This is a genomic window from Desemzia incerta (assembly GCF_900115825.1).
Taxonomy (GTDB): Bacteria; Bacillota; Bacilli; order Lactobacillales; family Carnobacteriaceae; genus Desemzia; species Desemzia incerta.
In genome coordinates this window covers 20481-34930 of the sequence record NZ_FOXW01000004.1, presented here as the reverse complement: position 1 = coordinate 34930, position 14450 = coordinate 20481, and the positions used below count along the sequence as shown (strand labels likewise).

Below are 14450 nucleotides of genomic sequence, written 5' to 3'. Positions count from 1 at the left end.
TTAGAAATGAGGAGATACCGTGCAAGTTCATTACAATAAGAGCAACCAAACATTTCATTTATACAATGAGTTTATCAGTTATGTAATAGCCATAGAAGAAGAGAAATACTTGGCTCATCATTACTGGGGAAAAAGAGTGAAAGATATAAGATCTACTACTGATTACCCTCGTAGAGATCGTTCATTTGCGCCAAATCCAGATGCCATTACACACAGAGAATTTTCACTAGCTGTATTACCACAAGAATATCCAGGATCAGATATTGGAGATTTTCGAGAGCCAGCTTTTACCTATTCAGATGAAGCTGGGTGGCGTGCAAATAATTTAGAATATAGTGGATACGCTATCAAAGAAGGGAAGCCTTCGCTACCAGGATTGCCTCATACATATGCATCCGAATCTAGTCAGACTAAAACATTAGAACTGTATTTACAGGATAGTTTGACTGGAATGGCAGTAACATTAACGTATACTATTTTTGAGAAATATCCCGTAATTACACGGTCTGTACAATATTATAATAACGGAGATAGTAAAATTATTTTGAACCGTGCTCTTAGTATGTCAGTTGATTTTTCAGACTCAGACTATGAACTAGTTCAATTACCAGGTGCTTGGGGAAGAGAGCGGGAGTTAGTGCGTTCTCCATTAGTGCGTGGTATTCACACATTAGACAGTAAACATGGAACCACTGGACATACCTATCAACCGTTTGTATCCTTGGTGAGACAACAGACCACTGAAATGTTAGGAGAAGCATACGGTTTTCATTTAGTATATTCTGGAGAATTTATCAGCAACATAGAAGTCGATTCTTATGCACAGACCCGATTACAGATGGGAATTAGTCCAACGCATTTTAATTGGGAATTAAATCCAGGAGGAACATTTCAAACACCAGAAGCAGTCATGGTCTATAGTGAAGCGGGATTAAATGGAATGTCCCAAACTTTCCATAAATTATACCAAAATCACCTTGTTAGGGGGAATCATCAATATAGTGAACGACCTGTCTTAATCAACAATTGGGAAGGAACCTATTTCGATTTTACTGAGGAGAAAATAATAGACCTTGCTGATCAGGCATCACAATTAGGCGTAGAATTGTTTGTACTAGATGATGGCTGGTTTGGTAAACGAGATGATGATTATTCTTCTTTAGGAGATTGGTTTGTACATGATAAAAAATTACCTAAAGGATTGAAGTCTTTGAGCGAAGCTATTCAAGCAAAAGGTATGATGTTTGGTCTTTGGTTTGAGCCAGAAATGATTTCAGAAGATAGTGAATTATATCGTCAGCATCCTGATTGGTGTATCCATACTCCAGGACGACCTAAGTCTAGAGGAAGAAGTCAGTTAGTGCTTGATTTCAGTCGGAAAGAAGTTAGAGAAAATATATTAAATCAAATAAAGCTCATCTTAGATGAAGTCCCTATTGACTATATTAAGTGGGATTATAATCGTAACATGACAGAACTAGGCTCAGGCGCTTTAAATGCTATTCCTGGAGAAGTAGCGCACCGATATATCTTAGGGTTGTATGAAATATTGGAAGAATTAGTCAACGCTTATCCTAATATCCTCTTTGAAAGTTGTTCTGGAGGCGGTGGAAGATATGATCCCGGAATGCTTTATTACATGCCTCAAACATGGACGAGTGATAATACTGATGCAGTAGCACGATTAGAAATTCAATATGGAACCAGTATGGTATTTCCAATTAGTTCTATGGGCTCACATGTTTCTGCTGTGCCTAATCATCAAGTTAACCGAGAAACTAGCTTGAAAATGCGTGGAGATGTAGCGATGTCTGGAAATCTAGGATATGAATTAGATATCACACAGTTAACGATTGAAGAGAAAAAAGAAGTGCAAAATCAAATTGAGTTTTACAAGCAATATAGACAAGTGATACAATACGGAGATTTTCATCGTATCTTAAGCCCATTTGATGGAGCTAATCATACATCTTGGATATTTGTAGACTCTAACAAAGAACAAGCTGTCTTTTATTATTTCCAAATTATGGATAAAGCAAATAAGCCGGTTAAACGTCTTAAATTAGTTGGACTCAATGCGTCAAAGGTTTATCAATTAGATGATGGCCGAGTTTTAGGTGGAGATGAATTGATGTATCGCGGCATCTATTTGGATCCAGATTTATATGGAGATTATCAAAGTAAACGAATCATTTTAAAAGCGATAGAGTAACAGCAAAACAGTGAGTACTAAAAAGTACTCACTGTTTTTTTCTGTAAAAAATAAAAGAGAATTTAGATTTTTTTCTGTGCTCTGATCGTTAATATAAAGATGAAATTTATTTATGATCCAACTAATCCAGAGTAAAAAGAATGTAAATGAAGTATTTATTTCAAAGAAATAGGGATATAAAACCTATTTTTTATTTGCTTTTAAAGTCATCTTTAGTTGGGATTCCATACAATGATACACTTGAGTAAATTGTAATGAATAATCTTAGCATAACTTGTGCAGTTATATGTTTTTCAAAAGTATTATTGCTAATGTGTATTTTTAGCATATGAGCTACTGATACCAATTTCATCGCATTTTTCGTTTGCATAAGCTACTACATTGTTCTTCATCTTATAAACAGTCCTTTCTAGAATCTATACACTTCTATTCCTTAACTAAACAGCAAAAATTAAGAAATAACAGCATTGGTATGCTGTTCCATTATTTAATAGAACACTAATCTAACTCACTGTAATATCATTTCTTAGTAGTATAGCATAAGATTGAATGCCATTTCTTTGTGCTGAATAAATCTTTATGTGAAAAAACTAAATCTACAAGAAAGAAAAAAGAAGGTGATTCTTTTTATGTATTGCCATAGAAAGGCAGCATATCTGCTAGATGATGGCACGGTAAAAAAGACTAATATATGTTGAATGATATCCTTGGAAAGAAGAGAGGCCTCTTAGAACAGAGCAGTTATGTGGAATCAAAAAGATGAGAAATTGATTAGGAAAACAATTTGTTGTTTACGTTTACATTCTGATGTGTTAAATTAAATGTAACTTAAACAGGCATGTGACTGGTAATGCAGGCAGGACCTAAATAAGTTGAATAACAATGTATGCGTTTCAATACGCGTTTGCTTTGTTGTCAATTTATTTAGTTTCTGCCTGTTTTTTGTGTTGAGGATGGCCACTTCGACTCAAAAGTTCATTACTCAAAAAAGAAAAGAGGGAAACACCATGAATTACAAACAAACAGCAGAAGAAGTATTGCAGTACATCGGTGGGCAAGGAAACGTCTCCCATTTGGAGCATTGCTCAACTCGTTTACGTTTTACATTAAAAGACAATAGCAAGGTAAATATGAGCCAGTTAGAAAAAGTCGATGGCGTTATGGGCGTTCGCCAAAATGTGCAATGCCAAGTGATTATTGGAAATGATGTTGTTGAAGTGTATGATGAAGTGAAAGCGTTATTAGGCGATAATGTTTCAAATACTGAAGAAGGACCAAGACAAAAGCAAAAGTTAGGCTCAGTTATATTAGATTTTGTCATTTCTATTTTTCAACCTTTAGTTCCTGCGATTGCGGGTGGAGGAGTATTAAAGTCTTTGTTGCTGCTAGCTTCTATCTTAGGGCTGATTAGTGACCAATCTCAAACCTATCAGATTTTAAATTTGGTCGGCGGGGCACCTCTTTATTTCTTGCCTATTCTGGTGGCAATGACTACAGCTAATAAGTTGAAAGTCAATCAATTGGTTGCCGTATCTGCTGTCGGTGCATTGATCCTTCCTGAAATGACAGCTATGCTGGCTGAAGGCGCTACGTTCTTATCTTTTGGATTGGACAATATAGCATATGCGTCTCAAGTATTCCCAGCCATTTTAACTGTTTTATTTTATGCTCAACTTGAAAAATGGTTTACAAAAGTTTCACCAAAACCAATTCGTATTTTCTTTGTACCTATGATGAGCTTGTTGATTACAGTTCCTATCGCTTTATTGCTTCTAGGACCATTAGGCTATAATGTAGGAACAGCTTTCTCTTCTATCATTGTATCTTTGTATAATCAATTTGGATGGGTTGCAACCGGAGTCTTAGCAGCTGTACTGCCATTAATGGTTGTAACGGGTATGCATAAAGCGATGATTCCTTACGCTGTTTCATCCATGAGTGAATTGGGAGCAGAACTCCTTTATCTCCCAGCTTCATTGGCCCACAATATTTCAGAAGCTGGCGCGTGCTTTGCTGTCAGCATCAAAACAAAAGACAAAAAATTGAAATCTACGGCTGTTTCTGCGGGTATCTCCGCATTATTCGGAATTACTGAACCAGCTCTTTACGGGGTAACCATTCTGCACAAACGAGTTTTATATGCAGTTATGTTTTCTAGCCTGATCGGGGGAGCATTTGCGGGAATCGTTGCTCTTCAAGCCTTTGCTCTAGTAGGCCCTGGGATTGCAAGTATCACGATGTTCGCTGACAAAGCTGATCCGATGAATCTAATTTGGGCATTTGCAGTTTTGGGAATTTCATTTGTAGTTGCTTTTGCTGCAGCATTGATTCTTTATAAAGATAAAGAGTCTATCAATGAAACTGAAACTAAGATGGAAAAGGCCGCTGTTTCAGATGCTGTTCTTTCAAGTCCAGTGAATGGAAAAGTGATTTCGCTGTCAGAAGTAAAAGACGCTGTTTTTTCCAGTGGTATGGTAGGTGATGGGGTAGCGATCATTCCTGAAGAAGGGATATTGGTAGCTCCTGAAGATGGAGAAATCACGATGGTATTTGAAACGAAGCATGCTATTGGTTTAAAAACGGCTAATGGTGCAGAACTTCTATTTCATATTGGTATAGATACTGTTCAGTTAGAAGGAAAAGGGTTTGAAACATTTGTTCATTCTGGCGAAAAAGTAGCAAAAGGGCAAAAGCTGATTGCATTTGATATTGATCAGATTAAAGAAGTAGGATTTGACCCAATTGTTATCTGTGTCGTAACTAATAAGGATAACTACACGATCAATTCATTTAATCTGGAAAAATTAGTCACCAATGACAGTGATATCTTAGCCATCAGTCCGATAGCTTAAACACAAGATAGTGAAAATAAAAAAACATATTGAACGAAGGAATAGAGGAGAATAGAATAATGACAAACACAACAAGTTTTCCAAAAGGATTTTTATGGGGCGGCGCGATAGCAGCAAATCAAGTAGAAGGTGCTTGGAACGTAGATGGAAAGGGCCTGTCGGTGGCTGATATGGCTACTTATAAACCAAATGTAGACAACAAAGATTTTGCTGCTCATATGCATGTCACACTGCAGTCTATAAAAGAAGCTAGTGAAGACAAATCTGATAAATGGTATCCAAAAAGAAGAGGCGTCGACTTTTATCATCACTATAAAGAAGATTTAGCTTTATTTGCTGAAATGGGCTTTAAAACTTTGCGTCTCTCAATTGCCTGGACTCGTTTGTTCCCTACAGGAGAAGAATTGGAACCGAATGAAAAAGGGATTGCATTTTATGAAAATGTCTTTAAAGAAATGCATCGTTTAGGGATTGAACCAATCGTCACACTTTCTCATTATGAAATGCCGTTAGCTTTAGCGGTTAAATATAATGGCTGGGTGGAGCGTCGAGTAATAGATGATTTTGTTCGCTTTGCTAATGTTTGTTTTGATCGTTTCGGCAAATACGTAAAATATTGGCTGACATTTAATGAGATCGACAGCATCCATCGCCATCCATTTACAACAGCCGGAATTATTCAAGAGAAAAGCGCAGAAGGTCAAGAAGCCCAAGATATCTATCAAGCATTGCATCATCAATTTGTTGCGAGTGCGTTAGTAACAAAAGATGCTCATGAAAAAATTCCAGGAAGCCAAGTCGGTTGTATGTTAACGAAACTGATGACTTATCCATTAACTTGCGCCCCAGAAGACGTTGAACTGACCTTGAAAAAGAACTTAGAAAATAATTTTTATGCAGATGTTCAAGTTAAGGGAGAATATCCTGCCAGAATCGAAAAGGATTTGGAAAATCGGGGAATTCAGATTAAAATGGAAGAAGGAGATCGCAAGACTCTGAAGCAATATACAGTAGATTTTGTTTCTTTCAGCTATTACATGTCCATGGCAGAATCTGCAGATCCAAATGCAGAACGTACACCGGGAAATACTGTTCTTGGGGTTAAAAATCCTCATTTACCTTCAACTGATTGGGGCTGGCAAATCGATCCAAAAGGCTTGAAGATTTCGTTGATCGAACTTTATGATCGTTATCAAGTGCCATTGATGATCGTGGAAAACGGTATGGGAGCAGTTGATACAGTGGAAGACGGTAAAATTCATGATCCGTATCGCATCGATTATTTTAAAGCACACTTCCAACAAATGAAAGAAGCCATCGATGAAGGTGTAGATTTGATAGCTTATACTAGTTGGGGACCAATTGACTTAGTTAGTGCAGGAACTTCTCAAATGTCTAAACGATATGGATTTATTTATGTGGATGCAGACGATGAAGGAAATGGGACATATAACCGCTTGAAAAAGGATTCGTTCCACTGGTACAAAGAAGTGATCGAAACAAACGGTGCATCCTTATTCGAGTAGTCCCGATCTTTTTAAGCAGCGATAGGGGGATAATGAGTGATTTCGATAAAAAAAGTGTTGAATTCAAGTGTGGTACTGGTTGAAGAAAATGGCAAAGAAATGATTGCATTAGGTAAAGGGATAGGCTTTGGACAGAAAGCTGGGGATGAAATATCAGGAGATAGAGTAGATAAAATATTTCTGCCTTTTGAAGAAAAGAAATCTTCACAAATATTAGAGTTAGTTGAAGAAATACCTATTGAATTTTTTGAAATCACTCGTACTATCGTTTCTGAAGCAGAAAAAGGATTAGATAAAAAACTGAATCCTGGAGTCTATTTAACCCTAACAGACCACCTGCATTTTGCTGTTGAACGCGCACAAAAAGGGGTAAATATTGCAAACCGTTTATACTGGGAAATAAAAAGCTATTATCCCAAAGAGTTTCAAATTGGGAAGTACGCACTTACCCTTTTGAATGAGCAATATGGAATTGATCTTCCTAAGGAGGAAGCCTCAAATATTGCTTTCCATTTAATAAATGCGCAATCGGAAGACCCTGATAGCGGAGCTGGATTCAAGTACGCAAAAATGATCGGCGGGATTGTCAATATGGTCCGGTATTCGTTGCAGAAAGATATTGATACCAATTCAATCCATTATGCCCGCTTCATTACACATGTGCGTTTCTTTGTAGAAAGATACTATTCTGATGCTTTGTTGGATGATGGCGAAGAAGAATTCTATAATCAAATGTGGATCTTATATCCCTCTGCCATGGAAAGTGCGGCTAAGATCAAAGACTACATTGAGAAGGTCTATCATGAAACAATTCCGAACGATGAAGTAGTATATTTAGGCGTTCATATCAACCGATTGATGAAATATGCTAATGGGTAAGGGCACGCTCACGATAAATATTTTTCCTTCAACCAACAATCTTTATTTGAAAGCAAACGGAGAAGATTTTACTAATTAAAAGAAGTTAACTAAAGGCTTTAGTCGTTTTTTGGACTAAAGCCTTTTTTGAGTAGAATGAGCTAATATTTGACGCATTAATTTATGTTGACTTTTCTAATTCAGCTAAAATAGCTATTGCTTTATCATACTCAGGATTTGGACTGCCATCTAAGTTTTTATCTGTTATTTCAAAACCCAATGTTTGGTATAAACGGATGGCTGGATGGCTCCAAGTTTGCGTGTGCAAATAAATAGGAGAAGTAGTTTCTAGATTTTGCAGCAGCTTAAGAGTCTGAGTCATCATTGCTTTTGCAAGACCTTTTCCTTGATAACCGGGCTTTACAGCGACCCAGTGAACCAATGGATAGCGAGTTCCATCCGGTGTTTTCTTCCACCAAGCGGAGCAAGTTCCCACTTTTTCTCCCGCAGGATCAGTGACAAAGAACATCCGCTGTTTCAGCTCTTTTGGGTATGGCGCGAACTTTTCATTAAAATAAGCGATTGCTTTTGTCTCATCATCAAACTCCGCTACAGCTGTTTCAATAGCTGCCCATTCCAGTTCATCACCTTCTTGGTAAAGCTCAAAGCGAAACCCTTCAGGCAGAGTTTTTTCAACGACTGGAAGTTCTCGCTCGCGATACATCCAAATTTCTGCATAAGGAATTGATTTATCTAACATAGGAGCACCTCGTTTCTTATGGGTAAATTTACTATTTAAAAAGTTTGTACCAATATAAAGTAGCATCTATTTGTGGATTAGAAGATTGTTTTAAGGTATCAACTCCGCCCAATACGAATCCCTGCTTCACGTAAAATCTGCAGGCCCCTAAATTATCATCTTGGGCCTCTAGAGATATACCAATAAGGTTTCTTTCTTTTGCCCACTCTTCTGCTTTAGTCAAAAGTAAACTTCCGATGCCATGCCCTCTAAAGTCTTCTTTAGTAGCGATGTTTTCGATATAACAGAAGCGATTCCAATCTTGAATGATTCTGATTTGCCCAATGCAATCATCGTTTCTATAAGCTAAAAATAAAGCTTTATCTTCACTGTCTATGTATTCGATCCAATCAAGTTGATCATCTGGGAATCGAATGTTTTTCACTTCGTCAAATAGTATTTCTTCAAAAGACCACTTTCCTGATTGAAAACTAGGCACAACTTTACCAAATACTTTAAAAGAATCATTTGTTTTATGGATATCCTCAATTAATTCCTCTTTTAATGGAGAAATAATGATTTCTTCTGCACTGTTCATTTTAACACCGTCCTATTCCGAAAAGAATTTTAGCAGCACAAGCTTAACTATCTATCCTATTAATAATAGCGGACTATTTTTTAAATAAGATCATCCTAATTTTATCATAAAATACTCTACCAGTTACCTGTTAATTCTACTTACTATTCGCGTTGTTATTCAATAACGAGTTTGTTACAATTTTAATCAGTGTATTTGAAATGGTGTCTGATTGTTTAAAAAATAAAGGGCTATAGAAATTAGAAAGGGGCAGCAAGTTAACAAAGACAGTACATAAATTATTCATCTAGAATGAAAATACATAGGTACATAAGTGGAGGAATAGAACATGAATCAAGATATCGAAATGAAGCAGCCTAAGAAGTTTCCGGTTGGAGCTGCTGTACTTTTTGCGGTGGTTTCTTTACTGGCAGGAGTTTACACTACTCTTGCATTGGAAAAGGAGTTAGGTTCAGATCCAGAAATACTAGCAATAGCTGGTACTGTGGGGGTTGTTTCAAGTTTACTGTTTGCGTTTATTGGAGCTGGGTTAAAGTACTTATTTACAAAGTTTCCGATTCAGTGGATCTCGAAAGAAACAGAAGTTTATAAATACGACATTTGGTCTGCTATTTTTTATACGAATACCATTACTGTAGGGTTGAATTTGCTGGTGCAACAATTTGGTTTCCAAGGGAACTTTATCTTCAGTATACTGATAAGCATTTTAACAGCGGGATTGTTCCTATTCTTCTACTTTTCGGGAGAAGAAAAAAACAAGCCTGTCAAGAAAGCAGCCATTATTGTCCAAATAGTGTTCTTGATTTTAAACATCATTTTGAGTGTTGCTGCTTTAAGTTTTGTTAATAGTGTAGGAGTCTAGGAGAAAGTGGGATAAATAACAGTGAAAAAGACAAAGAAAGAAAAAACGAACCGTTCATTTTTACAGCGTATCGGAGATAAAAGAGCTCTTTTAACCATAGGCATCATTGTCATTATCGCCGTGATTATTTTGATAGCTCAATTTTTTCAACAATCAAAAAATGGAAGCGAATCCGAACCCTCTTATTCCATTCATATCGTAAGGGAAGAAGACCCTATTTTATTTGATGGGAAAGTTCAAGCTGCTGAAGTTCAAGAAGAATATTACGATGCTTCAAAAGGTCTGATTGCTGAAATTCTTGTTGAAAATGGTCAAGAAGTAGAAGAAGGAACAGATTTATTTACTTATCGAAACGAAGAAAACCAACAGCTGCTGGATGAACAAAATCATCAGTATAATCGTTCAGCTCAAAGATATGCTGAAGCAGAAACAGAATTGGCAAATGCAAAGAAAACATTGGCTACAGCAAACGGGAATATTGAAGAAAGCAATCGTCAAGCTCAAGCTCCCAACGAGGTCAGTGAAGAAGAGTTGATGCTCGGTCCGGAAGCCGAAAAAGCTCAAAACCAATTGATGGAAGCTGAATCCGATAAAGCGGAGGCAGAAGCTGCGATTGAAGGGGCAGAAATGACGATGGATGAATTCGAGATACAAATGGAAGATATCACTTATGAAATCGAGAAACTAAAAAAAGAGATTTCTACAACCATCCAAGCCGACTTTAAAGGTGTCGTGGAATTGAGCGGAGTTGATCCGAACAAGCTGCAATCGAGCGAACAACCTGTTGTACGTTTGATGTCAAACAACTTGAAGATCGAATCGTCCGTTTCTGAATACGACTACAACAAGCTTTCAGTAGATAGTCCTGTAGATATTTATTTACTGAACTCTGATCGTGAGTTGAAAGGGAAAATCTCGAAAATTGATTCACTTCCGATGCAAGCTGAAGCAGAAGGATCTACTTCATCTCGCTACCATTTTACCGTTCTTCCAGAAGAATCCATCCAGTATGGTTTCTCGGTGCAAATCGGATACAGTGAAGGCGTAATGTATCTGCCGCAAAATGCGGTAATCGAAGAAGATGGCAAAACAATGGTGTACTTAAATAAAGACGGCATTGTTGAGAAACGAGAAGTGGTTGTTTCAGAGAAAAGCAAACTCTATGTCATAGAATCTGGACTTGAAGCAGATGAAGAAGTCTTAATAAACCCTGATCCTGCTCTCTTAGATGGTGACGAAGTTATGGTGATGTATGATTAAGTTGGAGAAAATCAGAAAAGCTTATAAAGCAGACAATGAATGGATACCAGTTTTGAAAAATATTGATTTAGAAGTCCATAAAGGCGATTTTCTCGCTATAATGGGCCCGTCTGGTTCCGGAAAATCAACCTTATTGAACTTAATCGGATTCGTGGACCGCAAATATTTGGGTAACTATTACTTAGAAAACGAGATCATTACGTCTAAATCAGATAATGATTTGTCAAAACTAAGAAATCAACGTGTAGGATTCGTTTTTCAGCAGTTCAATTTGATTGAAACCTTGACGATTCGAGAAAATGTTGAGTTGCCGCTGCTTTATGACGGATGGAATTACCGTCAAACAAAGAAAAGAGTCGATGAACTACTAGAGAAGCTGGGCATTGGGGATAAAGGAAACAAACTGCCTAAGCAATTATCAGGCGGCCAGCAGCAAAGAGCAGCCATTGCCAGAGCCATCATCAACAATCCTGACTTTATCATTGCTGATGAGCCGACTGGTGCTTTAGATACCAAAACGTCCAATGACATCATGAACGTTTTCAAGCAATTGAACCAAGAAGAGGGTGTGACCATTATTTTGGTAACACATGATCCGGAAACAGTGCAGTTTTGTAATCGTGTGGTTCATATGCATGATGGCAAATTGAACGAAAAAGCGAGGTGAGTACATGAATCCATTAGTGTTTTTTAAAGGATCTTGGAACTCCTTATGGAAAAACAAAAAAAGAAGTTTCTTAACGATGATCGGGATCATCATTGGGATTGCTGCCGTTAGTACCATCATGTCTATTGGGCGAGGATTTGAAAACTATGTTGTAAAGTCTTTAAACCCAGATGAAGGGGAATTATTGACGGTCGATATTCAGTTTTCAGCGGACGATACGGAATGGATGTTCGAAACGAATGACCCTTTATTTTCAGACATAGATCTGCAAATGGTCGAGAATATTCCTGGCGTTAAAAAGGCAGAAGTCGAAGAAGACGACATGGACTTTGTTTCGGTAACGACGATGGTAGAAGGCGAAGAAACTTACTTGGACGTGGCCTTGACTGAAGAAGTCGGCAGATCTGTCATTGCGGGCAGATCAATCGATATGCTGGACAACTTGAATGAAAGTCGCGTAGTCGTCGTCCCATTTTCATTGGTAGAAGATCGATTTGAGACTGAAGCAGATGCTGTTGGTCGCGGGATTTCGTTGAGTGGCCAGTTGTATACGATCGTCGGAGTTTACGAGAGTGAATTGGATTCTTCAGGACTGTTAGGGGGCTTTCTTTCAGAAGAGATTGAGCTTCCGACGAACAGCTACCAACGTTATCACAATGAAGAGATGATGAACAATACTATGGTCGTCACGTTAGAAAGAGGAGCTCTGCCTTCAGATGTAGCTGATGAAACGATGATGCTGCTTGAAGAAGAAGGAACGATGCGGACTATGGGAACGTATGAGTATTTTGATATGTCAGCTCTAGATGACGGTATTTCAGAAGTCTTAGGCGGAATCACGTTGTTCATTGCCAGTGTAGCGGGAATTTCATTATTTATTGCGGGAATTGGTGTAATGAATATGATGTACATATCCGTTTCTGAACGTACGAAAGAAATTGGGATCAGACGTGCCTTAGGTGCTTCTCAAAGCAGTATCCGGGCTCAGTTTGTACTAGAAGGCGTATTGATGACAAGTATCGGTGGAGTGATCGGCTACTTATTAGGTCTGTTATTTTCTTCTATTGCGGCAGCGTTATTGCCGTTTTCTGTTGGAGTAGATTTAGCCACTGTATTGATTTCGTTAGGCGTTTCTTCATTAGTCGGATTAGTGTTCAGCTATGCACCCGCTAATGCAGCCAGTAAGAAAGAAATCATCGATATTATCTAGTTGGTAAAACAGTAGAACCACTAGAAAAGAAATACCCCTATTTGAGACAGATTGGGTAGCGACCCCCAAAAGGTAGAGTAAAATCTAAACTTCTGGGGGTTATTTTTATGGCGAAATACAGTGTAGAGTTTAAGTTACAAGTTGTCCAAGAATACTTAGAAGGTCCTTTGGGCTATAAATTATTAATGAAAAAGTGGATAGGCTACACTAAGTTGGACAATAATTATAAGGTCTTATACACTTAAGTCAAATCACAACGGAGGAAAAACATCATGACTAAAAGAGAGAGAAGATCGTTTTCTAAAGACTTTAAAGAACAAGTTGTTCAACTGCATTTAGCTGGAAAGCCTCGGGCAGATATTGTTAGAGAATATGATCTAACGCCTTCGGCCTTGGACAGATGGGTTCGTCAACACCAATCATCTGGTTCATTTCAAGAAAAAGATAATCGTACGCCTGAAGAAACAGAATTAATAAAGCTCCGTAAAGAAAATCAACGTCTTATGATGGAGAACGATATTTTAAAACAAGCAGCGCTGATAATGGGACGAAAGTAGATGTGATTCGGAATAACCTTCACAAATACTCGGTATCAGCAATGTGCGAAGTCCTGCAAATCTCAAGAAGCACCTACTATTACGAAGCGAAACAACGTGATCATCAAGAAGAAGAGCTAACACAGTTAATTGTTCAGGTGTTTAAAGCTAGTCATAACATTTATGGTCAGCGAAAAATAAAAGTCGAACTCCAAAAGCTGGGCTGGCAAGTCTCACGTCGTCGAATTAGTCGAATCATGAAAGAACAAGGTCTACTCTCTAAATATACGATTGCTCAATTCAAACCAAGTAAATCGACCGTTAATGAGTCTGAAACAGTTAATGTACTGAATCGAAAATTCAATCAAGAGAAAGAATTGACTGTTATTGTCAGTGACTTAACTTATGTGCGCGTAAGACAAAAATGGCACTATATTTGTGTTCTGGTAGACTTATATAATCGTGAGATTATTGGGTACAGCTCTGGTCCAAATAAGACCGCGGAGTTAGTTCAACGCGCTTTTTCAACGGTTCCGTACAATTTAACTCTTCTTAAATTATTCCACACAGACCGGGGAAGTGAATTTAAAAATCATCTCATCGACAAACCACTAGATACCTTTGGTATCAAACGCTCTTTAAGCAATAAAGGCACTCCATACGACAACGCTGTAGCAGAAGCTACCTCTAAAACGATTAAAACAGAATTGATTAATGGCCGTGTTTTTGAACATCAGAAAGAACTGGACCTTGAACTGTTTGATTACGTTAATTGGTACAATAAGATTCGTATTCACGGGTCGCTCGGTTACTTATCGCCACAAGAATACAAATTATCAAACCTTTAAAAAGTTGTCTAATTAAGTGTTGACATACCAACCTATAATGATAGCATTATTAAATGTATTATTTGGTCACACCCAAAATAGACACTCTAAGCATTAGTCGTCTCGAGACTATTAAGTTATGTCACCTTTAGAAAAGATTTTTACTAGAAATAATGGATGGTCACTTCATACTTCATTTTTGTCATATATGACACGTTTTTAGTTTCTGATTTCTTTTATGGTATGTTTATATAGTAATCGATTACAAAAAGTTTCAATTGGCCAATTGAAAATCTATTATTA

12 protein-coding genes are annotated in these 14450 nt (G+C 37.5%); 10 read left to right on the top strand and 2 right to left on the bottom strand.

The genetic code is table 11. From position 1 onward, the window contains the following. Positions 1–19: 19 nt before the first annotated feature. From BM137_RS05845 to licT, 4 genes are all read left to right on the top strand, one after another. Entirely contained in the window at positions 20–2212 is a 2193-nt protein-coding gene (locus tag BM137_RS05845; RefSeq protein WP_092480237.1) for an alpha-galactosidase, read from the top strand. Between the two features lie 1007 nt (positions 2213–3219). Further along, positions 3220–5064: a beta-glucoside-specific PTS transporter subunit IIABC gene (locus BM137_RS05840; protein ID WP_092480236.1), complete on the top strand. Its 1845-nt coding sequence runs from the start codon at positions 3220–3222 to the stop codon at positions 5062–5064. Positions 5065–5123: 59 nt separating this feature from the next. Further along, complete coding sequence (locus BM137_RS05835; protein WP_092480235.1) at positions 5124–6590, top strand: glycoside hydrolase family 1 protein; 1467 nt, start codon at positions 5124–5126, stop codon at positions 6588–6590. A gap of 36 nt (positions 6591–6626) precedes the next feature. Then, the gene (licT, locus tag BM137_RS05830) at positions 6627–7469 is read left to right on the top strand and encodes a BglG family transcription antiterminator LicT (protein ID WP_092480234.1); all 843 of its coding nucleotides are present in this window, start codon (positions 6627–6629) and stop codon (positions 7467–7469) included. Positions 7470–7629: 160 nt separating this feature from the next. Here licT and BM137_RS05825 read toward each other — a convergent pair whose 3' ends face one another. Next, entirely contained in the window at positions 7630–8208 is a 579-nt protein-coding gene (locus BM137_RS05825) for a GNAT family N-acetyltransferase (protein ID WP_092480233.1), read from the bottom strand. A 31-nt stretch (positions 8209–8239) separates the two neighbouring features. Next, entirely contained in the window at positions 8240–8785 is a 546-nt protein-coding gene (locus tag BM137_RS05820) for a GNAT family N-acetyltransferase (protein ID WP_092480232.1), read from the bottom strand. Positions 8786–9113: 328 nt separating this feature from the next. On the opposite strand from BM137_RS05820, the gene BM137_RS05815 reads away from it, so the two are divergent. The 6 genes from BM137_RS05815 (at position 9114) to BM137_RS05795 (ending at position 14168) form a co-directional block, all read left to right on the top strand. Then, on the top strand, positions 9114–9647 hold the full coding sequence (locus tag BM137_RS05815) for a hypothetical protein (protein ID WP_092480231.1): 534 nt from the start codon (positions 9114–9116) through the stop codon (positions 9645–9647). Between the two features lie 21 nt (positions 9648–9668). Continuing rightward, positions 9669–10907 (top strand): efflux RND transporter periplasmic adaptor subunit, encoded by a 1239-nt coding sequence (locus BM137_RS05810; protein WP_092480230.1) that lies wholly within the window; start codon positions 9669–9671, stop codon positions 10905–10907. After that, complete coding sequence (locus BM137_RS05805; protein WP_092480229.1) at positions 10900–11574, top strand: ABC transporter ATP-binding protein; 675 nt, start codon at positions 10900–10902, stop codon at positions 11572–11574. The genes BM137_RS05810 and BM137_RS05805 overlap by 8 nt, the downstream gene beginning before the upstream one ends. 4 nt (positions 11575–11578) lie before the next feature. Continuing rightward, complete coding sequence (locus BM137_RS05800; protein WP_092480228.1) at positions 11579–12784, top strand: ABC transporter permease; 1206 nt, start codon at positions 11579–11581, stop codon at positions 12782–12784. 107 nt (positions 12785–12891) lie between these two features. Further along, the gene (locus BM137_RS11215; protein WP_143084242.1) at positions 12892–13029 is read left to right on the top strand and encodes a transposase; all 138 of its coding nucleotides are present in this window, start codon (positions 12892–12894) and stop codon (positions 13027–13029) included. Positions 13030–13056: 27 nt separating this feature from the next. Then, positions 13057–14168, top strand: a protein-coding gene (locus tag BM137_RS05795) for an IS3 family transposase (RefSeq protein ID WP_092480227.1) whose coding sequence is annotated in 2 segments (ribosomal slippage) — positions 13057–13312 and positions 13312–14168 — 1113 coding nt in all. Because the reading frame shifts where the segments join, the coding sequence is not laid out codon by codon here. Positions 14169–14450: the final 282 nt, after the last annotated feature.